Below are 15,723 nucleotides of genomic sequence, written 5' to 3'. Positions count from 1 at the left end.
CGCGCCCGAGCAGGCGGCGGAGAAGGCCCAGAGGCCAAGGAGCAGGGTCCTGTTCATGCCCCAGCCCCTGGGCAAGTCCTGGTCCACCGTACCGCGCCTTCAACCTCTTGTAATTACTGAGAACGGCGACGCTCAGCGAGCAGGCGGGACTGGTGCTTATTGAACCACCTGTGCACTTTCGCCACAGTGCCCGGCGTGCGCATCTCCACGAAGCTGGGCCTGGGCCTGACGCTGACGAGCGCCGTCATCCTGGGCTCCTACGGCTACAGCCAGCTCCAGAAGGAGGAGCACGACCTGCGGACGGCCACCGAGCAGGCCACGCGGCTCTTGGCCACGGCGCTCCAGGTGGCCATGGAGAACGCGCTGCGGGACGGGCAGGCGGCGGACGTCAACGAAATCCTGGAGTCGTTGGACCACAGAGACCCGACCGTGGACGTCTTCGTCTTCGACGCCCGGGGCGAGCCGGTGGTGCGCTCGCCGGGCAGCTCGCGGACGCTGCACCTGGTGGAGGAGGCCTCCCGGCGGGTGGTGAAGACGCACCACGCCCTCACCCACTTCGCGGGCCCCGAGGAGCTGTCGCACCTGCTCATCGTCCTGCCCCTGCACAGTGATGACAGCACCGCCGTGGTGGGGGCGCTCGCGGTGCTGAAGCCGCTGGACGGGCTGCGGCAGGATTTGGAGGCCACCACCCGCTCCACCGTGCTGTCGGTGCTGACGCTCATCGCGGGCATCTCCCTGGTGGGCTGGCTGCTGCTGCTGCTCTACCTCCAGCGTCCCCTGGAGCGCGTGGTGGGGGCGATGCGCGCGGTGCGCGGAGGCGACTTCTCGGCCACCGTGACACCCGGCGGTGACGACGAGGTGGGCGAGGTCGTCCACGCCTTCAACGGCATGGTGAAGGAGCTGAGCGAGGCGCGGCAGCGGCTGTCGGCCGAGGCGGAGTCACGGCTGGCGCTGGAGGCGGGCCTGCGACGCGTGGACAAGCTGGCCGCCGTGGGACAGCTGTCCGCGGGGCTGGCGCACGAAATCGGCTCACCCCTGCTCATCCTCAACGGACGGGCCCAGGCCCTGGCCGCGCGCGCCGAGCTGCCCGACGACGTTCGGCGCAACGCGCGCATCCTGGTGGAGCAGTCGGAGCGCATCGAGCGCATCGTCCGCCAGCTCCTGGACCTGGCCCGCCGCAAGCCGTCGAGGCTGGAGTCCCTGGACGCGCTCGCCTCCGTGCGCGCGGTGGTGGAGCTGGTGGAGTTCGACGCGCGCAAGCGCGACGTCCGGCTGACCTTCCATCGCGAGGAGCCGCTCCCTCGCGTGCTGGCGGATGGAGACGGCCTGCAGCAGGTGGCGCTCAACCTGCTCACCAACGCGCTGCGCGCCACGCCCCGAGGCGGCGAGGTGCGGGTGACGCTGGCGCCGTCCACCTTCCAGCCCGCCCCTGGCCTGCGCGAGCGCCACGGCGTGCGCCTGTCCGTGGAGGACACTGGGGTGGGCATGGATGAAGCGGCGCTGGAGCGCGTCTTCGAGCCCTTCTTCACCACCTGGAGCGCCCACGGCGGCACGGGCCTGGGCCTGCCGGTGGTGAAGGCCATCGTCGCCGAGCACGGCGGCGCCGTGACGGTGACGTCGCGCCCGGGCCAGGGCACCCACTTCGTCGTGCACATTCCTTCCGAGAAGGAAGAAGGAGCGGGGGCGGCATGAGCACTCCCAGAAGGCGCCTGCTCATCCTGGATGATGACGCGGGCGTGGTGGACTTCCTCTGTGAGTCCCTGGACGCGCGGGGCTACGAGGCGGTGGGGCGCACCTCCCCGGAGGAGGCGCTGGCCCTCTTCGAGCGCGAGTCCTTCGACCTGGTCATCACCGACGTGGAGATGCCCCGCATGCGCGGCACCGAGGTGCTGGAGGCGCTGCTGACGCGCAAGCCGGGCCAGCTGGTGGTGCTCATCACCGCCTTCGGCGGCGTGGAGCTGGCGGTGGCGGCGGTGAAGGCCGGCGCGTGCGACTTCGTCACCAAGCCCTTCAACGTCGACGCGCTCGTCCTCACGCTGGAGCGCGCCTTCCGCGAGCGGCAACTGCGCCGCGAAATCGTGCGCCTGCGCGCGGCCGTCCCCGGCGACACACCCGGCGGACTGGTGGCCCGCAGCCCCGCCATGCAGAAGGCGCTGGAGGTGTCCCGCCGCGCGGCGCGCAGCGACGCCACCGTGCTGCTCACCGGCGAGACGGGCACCGGCAAGAGCGCCCTGGCGCGCTTCATCCACGAGTCCAGCGGTCGACGCGCCCAGCCCTTCCTCCCGCTCAACTGCGCGGCCCTGCCCTCGGGGCTGGCGGAGAGCGAGCTGTTCGGCGCCAGACGCGGCGCCTACACCGACGCGCGCGAGGACCGGGCCGGCGTCTTCGTGTCGGTGGGCGGCGGGACGCTCTTCCTGGATGAAGTGGGCGAGCTGTCGCTGGAGGTGCAGGCCAAGCTGCTCCAGGCCCTGGAGACGGGGCGCGTGCGGCCCCTGGGCTCGAGCACCGAGACGCCCGTGCGCGCCCGCGTGCTGGCCGCCACCAACCAGCCGCTGGAGGTGCTGCTGCGTGAGGGCCGCTTCCGCGCGGACCTCTACTACCGCCTCAACGTCATCCGCATCGAAGTGCCCCCGCTGCGCGAGCGGCGTGAGGACATCCTGCCGCTGGTGGACTTCTTCCTCGGGCGCCTGGGCGAGCAGCAGCAGCGCGAGGTGCTGGGCGTGTCCGCCACCGCGCTGAAGCGGCTGCTGGCCCACGCGTGGCCCGGCAACGTGCGCGAGCTGGCCAACCTGCTGGAGCGCGCGGTGGCCCTGGCGGACCACGACACGCTGGTGCCGGAGGACTTCGACCTGCCGGGCGGCGGCGACAGCGGCCTGACGTCGCTGCTCAGCCGCGCCTCGGGGGAGGACGCGCCCCTGGAAGAAGTGGAGCGCGCCTACGTGCGCCGGGTGATGGAGGCGCAGGGCGGCAACAAGGCCGCCGCCGCGCGCATCCTGGGCATCAACCGGCGCACGCTGTACCGCAAGCTGGGCCTGGACGAGTGAGGCCGCGCCCTCAGTCCGCCAGCGGCATGCCCCAGTCGGGCTGACCGCGCTCGCCCTTCACCCAGCGGTACACCTCCAGCACCTGCTCCGCCTTCGCCTTCCAGGTGAAGTACTTGAAGATGCGCTCACGGGCGCGCTCGCCCATGGGGCGGATGACGGACGGGTCCGCCGCCAGCTTCGTCAGCACCTCGCGCACGCGCAGGACAATCTCCTCCGGCGTCCCCATTTGAATGGCGAAGCCGGTGGCCGGGCTCACGATTTCCCCCGGGCCGCCGTAGTCCATGACGATGGGCACCAGCCCCAGCGCCATGGCCTCGCACACCACCGCGCCGCCGAACTCGCGCACGCTGGGGAAGCCGAAGAGGTGGTTCTTCGCCAGCCGGCCCTGCAGCTCCTGGTGCTTCACCCAGCCGGCGAACGTCACGCCGGACTCGATGCCCTCGCGCGCCGCCTGCGCCCGGAGGTTGGCCATCTCCTGGCCATCACCGATGTACTCCAGCACCACCTTGCCCTCGCGGATGAGCGGCGCGGCGGCCTCCATCAACATGGCCATGCCCTTGTAGGGCACGAAGCGGCCCACGAAGGCCACGCGCAGGGGCAGCTCCACCGGGCCCTCCGACTTCGCCGTGCCGAAGCGCCGGGTGTCGATGGCGTTCTCCGGCACGTACACCGTCTTGCCCTGCCACTGCCCAGACACCTGCCCCCGCGTGGCGCGCGAGCCGGTGATGATGGCGGACGCGTTCTCCCGCGTGGACTTGTAGAAGGGCATCAGCTTGTAGATGTCACGGATGTAGCTCAGCCACTCCTTCTCCCGCCGCCGCGCGCCGCCAAAGCCCTTGGGCCAGGGCAGGCCGCCGTTGAGCGGCCCCATGACGAAGGGCACGCCCACCTTCTTGCACCGCGCCGCCAGCGTGCTGGGCGTGGTGGGGCTGATGGGCGTGTAGCGGTGCACCAGGTCGAACTCGCCCGCCTCGATGCGCGGCCCGAAGCGGCGCCAGAGCACCTCCTCGAAGTAGTAGTAGGGCAGCGCGCTCAGCGCGGTGGCCGTCGTCCAGCCCACCCCGGTGCGCCCCCGCAGCGCCTCGCCCACCTTGTCGAGCGGCTTCTCCACCGGCGTGGAGTCCAGCGCGGTGAACTGCGAGCCCTCCTGCACGCCCTGCTTGAGGATGTTCTCCCGGTTGCGGACATGGGTGACCAGGTGCACGTCCGCCACCTCTGCCAGCGCGCGGTAGAGCGACCAGCCTTCGAGCGGGACGCTCACCCAGTCGGGGTTGCACAGCTCGGCAATCAGGAGGACGCGTGGGCGGGGAGCAGGCATACGTGCCACTCCATCTATCCCAACCCGCGCCGTGGATGTAGCCTCCTCCGGGTCTCGATGTACGCACCCCACCGGCCGCCCTACCTGCGCTACGGCGCGCTGCTCGCCTTCCTGGTGCTGGCCACCGTGGGCGGCGCCGTCATCCACCCCGTGGTCGCGCTGGCCCCCGTGCTGTGCCTGGGGGTGGTGTGGGTCATCCTGAAGGTGCCGGTGAAGTACCCGGTGCTGGTGGTGACCTGGCTCGTCCTGGCGGTGGACTACGTGCCGGAGCGGCCGCAGTCCGGCCTGTGGCCCTCACCGCTCCACCCGCTGGGCGAGCTGATGTTCGCGCAGCTCAGCTACATCACCAAAATCGGGGCGCTGCGCTTCCCGCTGGTGGACGTGCTCATCCTCGGGTTGATGGGGCTGGCGATGTACCGGCGGGTGACGAAGTCCACCATCGACCCGGTGCCGCTGCCCATGCCCCGGCCGCTCATCGCCGTGGTGGCGCTGTCCCTGGTCGCCATCCTCTGGATGGAGGTGCGCGGCATCGCCCGGGGCGGGGACATCAAGAACTCGCTGTGGCAATGGCACCAGGCCGCGATGATGCCCTTCATCGTGGCGATGTATCACTACGCCATGCGGGGCCCGGAGGACTGGCCCGCCTTCGCGAAGACCATCATCCTGGCCGGCCTCACCAAGTCCGCGGTGAGCACCTACTTCGCCATGGTGGTGGTGCACGAGCTGGGCGTGGAGGTGGAGTACACCACGTCCCACTCGGACTCGATGACGTTCGTCTTCGCCCTGCTGGTGGCGTCGATGCGCTTCATCGAGAAGCCCAAGGCCGCGCACGTGCTGCGCGGCCTGGCCATCATCGCCTTCATTGGCATTGGCATGATTTTCAATGACCGGCGCCTGGCCTATGTCAGCTTCGCCGGCTGTCTGCTGGCGGCCTTCCTCATCAACCCGTGGACGCCGCTGAAGCGGTTCCTGGTGCGGACGCTGCCCTTCTTCGCGCCCTTCGTCATCGTGTACATCGCGGCGGGGTGGAACTCCGGCTCGTCCGTCTTCGCGCCGGTGCAGACCATCCGGTCGCTGGTGGACGGCCAGGGCGGCGAAGGCAACCTGGACTACCGCGACATCGAGAACCTGGACATGATCGCCACGTGGGCCCAGTTCCCGATATTGGGCACCGGCTACGGGCACGAGTTCCTGGAGCCCATCCCGCTGCCGGACATCGCCTTCGTCTTCCCCCAGTACCGCTTCCACCCGCACAACTCGCTGCTGGGGCTGTTCGCGTTCGGCGGGATGCTGGGCTACACGGGCGTGTGGCTGTACCTGGCCGTCACCGTCTACCTGGTGGTGCGCGCGTACCACCGCGCCACGGAGTCGGAGTACCGCGCCGCCGCGCTCATCATCGTCGGGCTGGTGGCCACGTACATCAACCAGGTGTTCGGAGACATGGGCATCATCTCGTACATCTGCACGTTCCAGATATCGCTGGCCGTGGCCATGACGGGGAAGCTCGCCGTGCACACCGGCGCGTGGCCCATGCCGCACAGCCGGCTGCTGGGCCCCGCCCCCGCCGCGCCCGTGCCGCCGCCGGGCGCCATCACCTACCCCAACGAAGGCGACGCGAAGGCCCCCGCCGCGCGCCAGTCCTGAGCCCGGCGCCGCCGCGGCGTCATGGGGTCCGCGCGTCCGGCGCCACCGGCAGCACGACGTGGAAGGTGCTGCCCGCGCCCTCCCCGCCAGGGGACTCCGCCCAGATGCGACCGCCGTGGCGTTCGACGATGCCGCGCGCAATCGACAGGCCCAGGCCCAGGCCTCCGTAGGCAATCCCGTGCGCGCGGTTGAAGCGCTCGAAGATGTCCTCCAGCTTCTCACCGGGGATGCCCAGCCCGTGGTCCACCACCTCCACGTGCACGCGCCCCGCCTCCTCGCGGGCGGCGAGCCGGATGCGCCCGCCCTCCGGTGAGTAGCGCAGCGCGTTCGACACCAGGTTGGTGAACACCTGGTCCAGCCGCTCGCGGTCTCCGGGCACCACCAGTCCCTCGGGGGCGTCCAGTTCAATGTGCTGGCCTTCGGGCAGCGGCTCGAAGTGCCCGGCCACGTCGCGCAGCAGCGCGCCCACGTCCAGCGCCTTCGGCTCCAGGTGCAGCTCGCCCCGCTGGATGCGCCTCACGTCGAGCAGGTTCTCCACCAGCTTCGCCATGCGATTCACGCTGCGGTGGATGCCTTGCAGCGCCTTGTCCACGCCCGGCGCCAGCGTGTCGCCCGCCTTCACCGAGGCCAGGTGCGCATACCCCCGCGCGGCCTGCAGCGGCGTGCGCAGCTCGTGCGCCGCCATGGTGAGGAACATGTCCTTCGCTTCACTGGCCGCCCGCAGCGTCTCCACCGCGCGGCGCGCGTCGTCGATGTCCGTCGCCGTGGCGACCCAGCCGGCGAGCTGGCCCCGCTCATCGCGCTCGGGAATCGTGCGTGTCAGGAACCAGCGGTACGCCCCATCCGCCCCCCGCAGCCGGCACTCCTGTTCCAGCGGGTGGCCCGTGCACTGCGCCACCTGCCAGGCGCTCCGAAGGCTGGAGGCGTCCTCCGGGTGCAGGCAGGTCAGGGTGTCCTTCCACCTCCGCCCCTGCTCCGGCGACAGCCCCGCGTAGTCCAGCCAGCCCCGGTTGGCGTAGCCGATGGTGCCGTCCAGCAGCAGCTCCCAGACGAACTGGGGCATGGTGTCCACCAGCCGGCGGAAGCGCAGCTCGCCCTGCTGCTCCAGCATCCGGCGCTCGTGCTCCCACAGCGCGGACTCGTGCCGCTGGAGCCGCTGCTGATGGAGGTACAGCCCGACGAAGGCCTCCACCTTCCAGCGCAGCACGTCCGGGTGGAAGGGCTTCACCACGTAGTCCGCCGCGCCCACCGTGTAGCCATGCACCAGGTGGGCCTCGTCGCGGCTGTGCGCGGTGAGGAAGATGATGGGCGTGTAGCGGGTGCGCTGGCGCTGGCGGATGAGGCGGGCCGTCTCGAAGCCGTCCACGCCGGGCATCTGCACGTCCAGCAGGATGACGGCGAACGCCTCCCGCAGCAGCCACCGCAGGGCCTCGGGACCGGAGGACGCCCTCACCAGCCGCTGGCCCAGCGGCTCCAGGACGGCCTCCAGCGCGAGCAGGTTGGCCGCGTTGTCGTCCACCAGCAGGACACTCGTGGCGAGCGGCTCCAGCCGGGTGGGCGCATGGAACGTGGGTTGCTCGGGCATGGTCACCCGCGACGCCTCCCTTCGTGCATGACCCCAGGCGGTAATGCGCCCCCGACGATTTGGCAACAGGTCCGGTTCGCCCAGCCCGTGGGTCCCCGGCAGGCGGGCGGCCTCAGCGGCCCCCGGTCAGGACGGCCCCATCATGGTGCCGCCCTGGGGCGCCCACCAGTCCGCGAAGAGGACCGCACCGGGCCAGTGATGGCCCGACAACACCTTCCAGCGCGGCAGGAGGTCCTACCGTGTGGCCCGCTACACCACCGCCCGCTGGAGCATCCGCGCGAGCATGTCCGCGCTGCGCTCGCTGCTGAACGTCGTCTCCACCTTGCGGCGGCCCGCCTCTCCCAGCCGGTGGGCTTCCTGGGCGTCGCGCGCCACGGCCTCCAGCTTGTCCGCCAGGACGCGGGGCTGCTGCGGGGGCACGAGGACTCCGTCCACGCCGTCATCCACCAGCTCCGGCACGCCGCCCGCGCCCGTCACCACCACGGGCACGCGCATGGCCATGGCCTCCATGATGGCCACGCCCAGCGGCTCCTGGAGGCTGGCCAGCGCGAAGAGGTGCGCGCGCTCGATTTCACCGCGCACCGTGTCCTCGCTCACCGCGCCCAGCAACGTCACCGCGTCGCCCAGGCCCGCCTCCTGGATTCGGGCCTCCAGCACCTTGCGGTACGTGGTGCCGCCGGCCTCGTCCTCGCCCGCGATGGACAGCCGCGCGTCCAGCCCCTTCGCGCGCAACATCCCCACCGCGTCAATGAGGTCCGCGTGGCCCTTGCAGGGGTTGAGGCGCCCGCAGGAGAAGAGGCGCAGCGGGCCCTCCCCCGTCCACGCCGCGTAGGGCACGGAGCGGTTGAACTTGCTCAGCTCCACGCCCATGGGCGCCAGCTCGATGCGCGGCGGCAGGGCGCCCGCCAGTTCGTCATTCACTTCCTGGAGCAGCTTCTTCGTAATCACGAAGGCGAATTGCGCGTGGCGCCACTTCTCACGCTGGTTGGGGCCGTAGTCGTCCAGCGGCCCGTGCAGCGTCAGGCTGTAGGGCAGCCCCGACAGGAGGTGCGCGAAGAGCGCCACGTGCGCGGCGTTGGCGCACGAATGGACGTGGACGTGCGTCCAGCCCCGCTCCCGCGCCAGCGACGCCAGCCGGCCGCCCATGACGGCGAAGGCCAGCAGCTGCGCGCGGCCCTTCGCGTCCAGCCCCTCCGCCCGGGCGATGGAGGCCAGGCACCGGGCCCAGCCCGTGGGCATGGCGCGGGCCACCTCCGCGGCGGCCTTGGCCACCCCCAGCGGCCCCGGCGGAGCCAGGTACTCCGTGCGCGACATGGCCTCGCGCGCCCAGCTGTGCGAGATGATGCGCGCGGGAGGCGGGCGCGTGGACACCAGCTCCGGCGTCACGCCCTTCCCCGGCAGCGCCTGCAGCTCGCGCCAGAAGAAGATGTGCGTCTGTCCAGGGAACTCGGGAATCAAATAGCCAATCTTCTGCACAGCGGATGGCATAACACGCCTGCCCGCCCCCGACACGGCGTGGGTGGGGGTCTACCCAGCCCGTCACGCGGCCTTCATGCGCGCGGTGGGGAGGGCTTCCCGGGCCCCGCCGGGTCGCCCGAGGCGCGCGCCACGCAACGCCCGGTCCGGGAGGCGCTGACCGTTACGCGTCACCGGTGCGCGCCTCGGCAGCCAGGCGGGCCGCCGCGCCCCGGACCGCCCGGAGAGGCCGTTGGGCCGCCGCCACGCGTTGCGCTATACCGAGCCCCTCCCCATGGCCGCCGATTCCAGCGCACCTCCCGCCGACGCCACCTCGACCGACAGCGCCATTCCATCCCCGGCGCTGCAACGGCTGTGGTTCGCCCTGGAGCGCCACGCGTGGAGCTTCCTCACGGTGGTGCCTGCCCACCCAGGCGCCCCGGGGCTCGAGGCCGCCACGGCCGTGCTGGAGGCGGGCGCGCCCTACGCCTACACGCAGAAGATCCACCTGGAGGACGCCACCGGCCTGTCGCCCACCGCCGCCGCGCAGAAGGTGCTGGAGCTGCGCGAGCGCGTGTCCCGGGGTGAGCGCGTCGTCGCCGTCATCGACTCGCTGATGACCCGCCCGGCCAGCCTGCCCCTGGCGCTGGCCGCGGACGGCTGCCTCCTCTGCGTCACCCTGGGCGAGACGGACTTCGGCGCCGCCAGCAAAACCCTGGAGTTCGTGGGCCGCGAGCGCTTCCTCGGCAGCGTCACCTTTCCCCGGCTGACGAAGAAGCAGCGCCGGGCGGCTTCCCAGAAGAAGAAGGCATGAGCTCCACCTCCGCGCCCCGGCTCAGCGTCGTCATCGCCACGTACAACCGGCTGCCCCTCATCACCCGGCTGCTGTGGCAGCTGGCCGGGCAGACGCTGCCGCCCGAGCAGTTCGAGGTCGTCGTGGTGGACGACGGCTCCAAGGAGCCCGCCCGCGAGCCACTGCGAGCCCTGGCCCTGCCCTACACCCTGCGCGTGGAGGTGCAGCAGAACGCGGGCGCCGCCGCCGCCCGGCACCGGGGCGTCATGGCCGCCCGGGGTGAAGTGGTGCTCGTCACGGATGACGACATGCAGGTGGGCCCGGACTTCCTGGAGCGGCACCTGTCGCACCATCCGGAGGGCTCGCGCACCGTGGTGCTGGGCCGCATCCGGCCGGACCCTTCCATTGGCGACATGCCGTTGTTCGAGCGCTGGTACGCGTACCTCAACAACCGCATGGCCGAGGAGCTCTCCACCCCCGGCGCCCGCGCCCGCGGCGTCCACCTGTTCACCGGCAACGTGTCCTTCCCCCGCGCGGACTACGTGGGCGTGGGCGGCTTCGACAAGTCGTTGGGCCAGTCGGAGGACGTGGAGCTGGGCGTGCGGCTGGAGAAGGCCGGCTGCGCCTTCGTCTTCGCGCGCGACGCGTACGTGCGGCACGGCAGTGACCACCTCTCCTTCGAGCGCTGGCTGAAGCGCGCGCACCGCTACGGCATGTTCGACACGCAGGTGGCCCGGAAGCACCCGGACGTGCGCGACGTCAATCCGTGGCGGCTGCTCTTCCAGACCAACCCCCTCACCCGCCCGCTGCTGGCCGCGACCCTGGTGGCGCCGGACGCGTCCCGCGTGCTGACGCGCGCGGTGATGCACGCCGCCAACGCCGCGGACAAGCTGGGCCTGGAGAAGGCCGCCTTCGCCGGCACCTCCGTGGTGTACGGGATGGAGTATCTGCGCGGCGCGCGCGGCGAGGCCGGCGGCTGGACGGGCATCGCCCGCGAGGTCGCTCGCTACCTGCAGGGCCGGGGGGAGTAGTCACACACCATGCTGAAGGTCAGGGACTCGATGATTGGCTCGCTCGTCACGGATGCGCTGGAGCTGGCGAAGGCCGCCAATGGCAGCTCGGACGCGAAGTCCATTGCCAAGGTGGTGCTGACCAGTGACTCGTACCGCATCACCGCGCTCAACCGCGCCCGCGAGGCCGCGCTGACCTACCGCATCCCCCTGCTGAACCACGTGCTGCGCGTGGCGCAGACGGCGGTGATGGGGATTGAGATTGGGAAGGACGTCACGCTCGGCAAGGGCGTGTACTTCGTGCACAGCCTGGGCGTCGTCATCGGCGGCGACGCGCGCATCGGCGACCGCGTGCGCTTCTACGGGAACAACACCGTGGGCACCGCGAAGGACAACGGCTATCCCGTCATCGAGGATGACGTCTGGATTGGCGCGGGGGCTCGCATCCTGGGGCCGGTGCGCATCGGCGCGCGCTCGCGCATCGGCGCCAACGCGGTGGTGCTCCAGGACGTGCCGCCGGACAGCGTGGCAGTGGGGATTCCCGCCCGCATCTTCCCGCGCAAGGACTCGGACGACGTCGCGCTGTAGCGGGGCGGGCGGGCGCGGCCGTGGAGCGCACCGCGCGGGCGTTCGCGGATGGAGTCGCGCGCTGGCCCGGTGGCGGCAGCACGCGCATGGAGGAAGGTGTGAAGCGTTCGCGGATGGAGTGGCGCTCTAGCGCGGTGACGGCAGCGCCTTCAGGAAGGACGGAGTGATGCGTTCACGGACGAAGGCTGGCGCCGCTGTCCTATCGGGTGCGCTGCTGGCCGGGGGCACTGTCACTGTCGCGTGGGCCGTCGGCGCGGAAGCGCCAGGCGCTGCAGGAGCGAGCAGCGCGGCGCCCGACACGAGCAACGCAGCGGAGACGCGCGGCACGACGGCCACGACGCCGGGCACCGAGAAGACCGCGCCGGTGATGCTGTACGACGGCGGCCTGTCCCCCGACTGGAAGGACCTCGGCTGGGCGCAGCGCGAGTTGCCCAAGGGCGCGCCGGCGCGCATGCGCCTGTTCAACTACGCCGGGTGGATTCTCTACCGGCCCAAGCTGGAGGGCACCTTCGGCGCGCTGACGTTCCGCTTCAGCGCGCCGGAGTCCTTCGGCGAGTTCCTGGAGGTCCGCCTGGACGCCCCGGGCGCCGCCAGCTTCCCGCGCGTCCCCATCATCCCCGAGCTCCAGGTCCGCAAGGACGGCGAGTGGTCTGAAATCGTCATCCCCATGGAGCAGCTCAACCCCAGCGGCCAGCCCTTCGACCGCGTGGTGCTGCGCGCCTCCAAGAGCGTGGGCCGGGAGTGGGTGCTGTTCGACAAGGTGGCGCTGGTGCCGCTGCCGCCAGACCTCGCCGCCGCGCTGGCCGCGGGGGGCGGACGCACGGGCCAGGGCAGCGGCCGCGAGGCGCCGATGACCATCGACTGCACCGCGCCGAGCCACCCCATCAGCCCGCTCATCTACGGCATCGCCTTCGACGGGTTGACGGAGAAGCGCGACACGCACCAGTACGAGGTCGGCGCCACCACGCGCCGCTGGGGCGGCAACCCCACGTCCCGCTACAACTGGAAGCTGGGCGGCGCGTGGAACACCGCGAACGACTGGTTCTACCAGAACGTCGACATCGGCCTGAGCTACGACGACTTCCTGGAGTCCAACCGCAAGCACGGCATGACGTCCGCGCTGACGGTGCCCATCCTGGGCTGGGTGGCCAAGGACACGAAGTCAGCGGGCTTCCCGGTGACGCGCTTCGGCCCGCAGCAGCAGGAGGACAACGGCGCGGGCAACGGCCTGGCCCGGGATGGCACGCCGCTGAAGCCCGGCGCGCCGACGCTCACCAGCACCGAGGCGCCTCCGGAGTTCGTCGCCGAGTGGATCCGCGCCATCCGGAAGAAGGACCAGGCGCGGGGCCAGCGCAGCGTCCAGACGTACATCCTGGACAACGAGCCCATGCTCTGGAACTCCACGCACCGCGACGTGCACCCGGAGCCGCTGTCCTATGACGGGCTGCTGGAGCGCACGATTGCCTACGGCACGGTGGTGCGGAAGGAAGACCCGGAGGGCCTCATCGCGGGCCCGGCCGAGTGGGGCTGGACGAACTACCTGTGGTCCGCGGCGGACTTCACGCCGGGGAAGATGCCGCACTCCGACCGGCGCGCGCACGGCAACGTCCCCCTGGTGCCCTGGTACCTGCGGCAGCTGCGCGAGCACGAGAAGAAGACGGGCGTGCGGCTGCTCGACATATTGGACCTGCACTTCTATCCCCAGACGAACGTGGGCGTCGGCCTGGAGGGCAACACGGACCCGGCCACCAACGCGCGCCGCATCCGCTCCACGCGCGGGCTGTGGGATGCCACGTACAAGGACGAGTCCTGGATTGGCGAGCCCGTGCGCCTCATCCCGCGCATGAAGGAGTGGATTGCGGACAACTATCCGGGCCTGCGCATCTCCATTGGTGAGTACAACTTCGGCGCCTTCCGGCACATGAGCGGCGGCCTGGCCCAGGCCGAGGCGCTGGGCCGCTTCGCGCAGGAGAACATCTACTCCGCCTACTTCTGGCAGTACCCCACCGAGGGCTCGCCGGTGTTCTGGGCGTTCCGCGCGTTCCGGAACTTCGACGGCAAGGGCAGCCGCTTCCAGGACTGGTGGGTGCCCGCGAAGGCCGCAGAGGGCACCAGCGTGTTCGCCTCACGCGATGAGGCGGCCGGCAAGCTGGTGGCGGTGGTGCTCAACTTCGACCCGGACCAGACCGCCCAGGCGCAGATTCAACTCAAGGGCTGCGGGACACTCGACAGCGTGCGCGTGCTGGGCTACTCGGGCGCACCTGGGGGGTTCACCGAGCAGACTCCCGGTGCGAAGGCCGCGGGCTCCCTGACACAGCGGCTGCCGCCCTATTCCATGACCGTGCTCGACCTGACGGTGAAGAAGCCATGAGCTCCGCCGCGACGCCCGTACCTCCACAGACCCCGTTCACCCCTGGCCGCGCGCGCCTGAGCATCGGCCAGCTCGCCATCGACCAGCTCACCTTCGAGGAGGCGGTGACGGAGATTGGCCGGCTGGTGGACTCGCGCCAGGGTGGCTACGTGTTCACCGCCAACGTGGACCACGTGGTGCTGGCCGAGGACAACGTGCAGTTCCGCGAGGCGTACTCGCGCGCCGCGATTTCGGTGGTGGATGGGATGCCCATCGTCTGGGCCTCGCGCGCCATGGACGTGCCGCTGCCCGAGCGCATCGCCGGCTCGGACCTCATCCTCCCGCTGATGAAGCTGGGGGCGGAGCGCAAGTGGCGCGTGTTCCTGCTGGGCGCGGGCCCCGGCGTGGCGGAGAAGGTGGGCCGCATCGTCGGCGAGCAGTTCGGCGTGGAGGTGGTGGGCTGGGATTCGCCCATGGTGCGCGTGGACGGCGGTGACGCGCAGAACGACCCGATTGTCGCGAAGATTCGCGAGAAGGATCCACACCTGCTGCTGGTGGCGCTGGGCAGCCCGAAGCAGGAGGTGTGGATTTCGCAGGTGGCGTCCAAGCTGGGCCCCACGACGGCGATTGGCATTGGCGCGGGGCTGGACTTCATCGCCGGCACGGCGAAGCGCGCGCCCGCGTGGATTTCTCGCGCGGGCTTCGAGTGGCTGTACCGGCTGGTCAACGAGCCCAAGCGCCTGTGGCGGCGGTACATCCTGAATGACTCCCGCTTCGCCACGATTCTGCTGCGCGAGTTCTGGGAGCGGACGGGGACGAAGAAGCCGGAGTAGCCGCCCGCGTCACACGGGGGTGAACTTCATCCCCGTGGCGCCGGACCGCTCCAGGGCGACCTTGAGGTCCTCGGAGACGATGAGGGCCCCCGTCCATCCCCAGGTGCGGAACATCCGCGCATCGCCGACCTGGGTGGGGTCGATGCGCAAGCCCGAGATGGAGAAGTAGGTCCCGACCTTTTCCGGCATGCCGTCCTCGGGCTCCCAGTAACGGACCTCTGAGGAGTGGGCATCATCAATGCACCGGATGAGCCGGAGGGCATTCAGCACGAGGTACTGGTCGGGCTGTGAAGGGATGTCGACCGGTAGGAACTGGACCTCGTCCGGCACCCGCTCCGCGAGCAGGGACGCCACTCGGACGTGCACGACGGGAATGCTGTACGGCGCATGGGTGAAGTCGAGCGGACGGCCGGGCTCCTCAATGGAAACCTCCAACCGGCCCGTCATTGAGAGACGGGCTCCGCTCCTGAGCAGCGCCGGTTGCATCTCGGCTGCATCGGGGTCGACGAGGGCCCCAAGCTCCCAGCGTTTGGGCAGATGCATGTCATCCGTGAGCTGGAAGTACCGCTTCGCCATGATGGAACCCTCCTAGCGCCGCGAGCCCGAAGTCACCAGTGTGTTGAGCCGCGTGCCGGGTGTCGTGACCTCTCGAGCCAGGCGGTTCAGCGCCCGGGTCAGCGCCTCGCGACATTGGACAATGGTCCGACAGGTGCTCGTGGCCTCTTCGAGCGTGAAGAGGACCTGCTCGTGGTACTCGCGAGGATGCGGCCCTCGGTGCGCTGCCACGGGAACAATGTTCTCAGGGTCCTTCAGCTCCATCCCTGCCCGTTTGAAGATGGCCTTGAATCGCGGCGTCCACGGCCCACCCCGCGCCTTCGAAACATCATTCTTGTTCGTGGCGATGTGGTGCTTCTGCGTGCGGCGCGCGCCGTCCGTTCCACCAGCCGTCATGGCCACGGCATGCGGTGCCAGGGCGACGGTGAAGCCCTCAGCCGTCATCGCCACCGACTCCACGCTCCCGAGCGCCGCGTACCGGTAGCCCGCCTGCACCTCGACGTTCAGCGCCGCCTGTGCGGAGCCGGGCAGCCTGGGCGCCTTCGCCG

At 70.8% G+C, this 15,723-nt stretch carries 13 protein-coding genes; 8 read left to right on the top strand and 5 right to left on the bottom strand.

The window, feature by feature from the left end; all coding sequences use genetic code 11:
- The first annotated feature begins 195 nt into the window (after positions 1 to 195).
- Positions 196 to 1,692 carry an ATP-binding protein gene (locus tag HV824_RS30525; protein ID WP_368738125.1) on the top strand — a complete coding sequence of 499 codons (1,497 nt, stop codon included), beginning with the start codon at positions 196 to 198 and terminating at the stop codon, positions 1,690 to 1,692.
- Entirely contained in the window at positions 1,689 to 3,044 is a 1,356-nt protein-coding gene (locus HV824_RS30520) for a sigma-54 dependent transcriptional regulator (RefSeq protein WP_176420857.1), read from the top strand. Before HV824_RS30525 ends, HV824_RS30520 begins: the two co-directional genes overlap by 4 nt.
- 10 nt (positions 3,045 to 3,054) lie before the next feature.
- Here HV824_RS30520 and epsH read toward each other — a convergent pair whose 3' ends face one another.
- Positions 3,055 to 4,362, bottom strand: a complete 1,308-nt coding sequence (epsH, locus tag HV824_RS30515) for an exopolysaccharide biosynthesis glycosyltransferase EpsH (protein ID WP_176420856.1) — start codon at positions 4,360 to 4,362, stop codon at positions 3,055 to 3,057.
- Between the two features lie 57 nt (positions 4,363 to 4,419).
- Between epsH and wzy the strand changes: the two genes are divergently transcribed.
- Entirely contained in the window at positions 4,420 to 6,006 is a 1,587-nt protein-coding gene (gene wzy / locus HV824_RS30510) for an exopolysaccharide repeat unit polymerase (RefSeq protein WP_176424843.1), read from the top strand.
- A gap of 19 nt (positions 6,007 to 6,025) precedes the next feature.
- Here wzy and epsF read toward each other — a convergent pair whose 3' ends face one another.
- The gene (gene epsF / locus HV824_RS30505; protein WP_176424842.1) at positions 6,026 to 7,591 is read right to left on the bottom strand and encodes a response regulator EpsF; all 1,566 of its coding nucleotides are present in this window, start codon (positions 7,589 to 7,591) and stop codon (positions 6,026 to 6,028) included.
- A gap of 249 nt (positions 7,592 to 7,840) precedes the next feature.
- The gene (gene epsE, locus HV824_RS30500) at positions 7,841 to 9,049 is read right to left on the bottom strand and encodes an exopolysaccharide biosynthesis GT4 family glycosyltransferase EpsE (protein WP_255208467.1); all 1,209 of its coding nucleotides are present in this window, start codon (positions 9,047 to 9,049) and stop codon (positions 7,841 to 7,843) included.
- Between the two features lie 292 nt (positions 9,050 to 9,341).
- Here epsE and HV824_RS30495 point away from each other — a divergent pair, with 292 nt between their 5' ends.
- From HV824_RS30495 to epsA, 5 genes are all read left to right on the top strand, one after another.
- Positions 9,342 to 9,860, top strand: coding sequence for a hypothetical protein (locus tag HV824_RS30495; protein ID WP_255208466.1), 519 nt, complete (start codon positions 9,342 to 9,344; stop codon positions 9,858 to 9,860).
- Entirely contained in the window at positions 9,857 to 10,870 is a 1,014-nt protein-coding gene (gene epsD / locus HV824_RS30490) for an exopolysaccharide biosynthesis glycosyltransferase EpsD (protein WP_176421148.1), read from the top strand. Before HV824_RS30495 ends, epsD begins: the two co-directional genes overlap by 4 nt.
- A gap of 9 nt (positions 10,871 to 10,879) precedes the next feature.
- The gene (epsC, locus tag HV824_RS30485; protein WP_176421147.1) at positions 10,880 to 11,437 is read left to right on the top strand and encodes a serine O-acetyltransferase EpsC; all 558 of its coding nucleotides are present in this window, start codon (positions 10,880 to 10,882) and stop codon (positions 11,435 to 11,437) included.
- Between the two features lie 166 nt (positions 11,438 to 11,603).
- On the top strand, positions 11,604 to 13,808 hold the full coding sequence (gene epsB / locus HV824_RS30480) for a GH44 family glycoside hydrolase EpsB (RefSeq protein WP_176421146.1): 2,205 nt from the start codon (positions 11,604 to 11,606) through the stop codon (positions 13,806 to 13,808).
- Positions 13,805 to 14,620: an exopolysaccharide biosynthesis glycosyltransferase EpsA gene (gene epsA / locus HV824_RS30475; RefSeq protein ID WP_176421145.1), complete on the top strand. Its 816-nt coding sequence runs from the start codon at positions 13,805 to 13,807 to the stop codon at positions 14,618 to 14,620. The genes epsB and epsA overlap by 4 nt, the downstream gene beginning before the upstream one ends.
- Before the next feature lie 9 nt (positions 14,621 to 14,629).
- Here the strand turns inward: epsA and HV824_RS30470 are convergent, their stop codons facing one another.
- The gene (locus HV824_RS30470) at positions 14,630 to 15,196 is read right to left on the bottom strand and encodes a DUF1629 domain-containing protein (RefSeq protein ID WP_176421144.1); all 567 of its coding nucleotides are present in this window, start codon (positions 15,194 to 15,196) and stop codon (positions 14,630 to 14,632) included.
- A gap of 12 nt (positions 15,197 to 15,208) precedes the next feature.
- On the bottom strand, positions 15,209 to 15,723 hold a 515-nt coding region (locus HV824_RS30465), incomplete at its 5' end, for an AHH domain-containing protein (protein WP_176424840.1).

This window comes from Myxococcus sp. AM009, from assembly GCF_013372605.1.
GTDB classification, from domain to species: domain Bacteria; phylum Myxococcota; class Myxococcia; order Myxococcales; family Myxococcaceae; genus Myxococcus; species Myxococcus vastator.
Note: the sequence above shows the minus strand (reverse complement) of the source record. Positions and strands in the feature narration are given on the sequence as shown.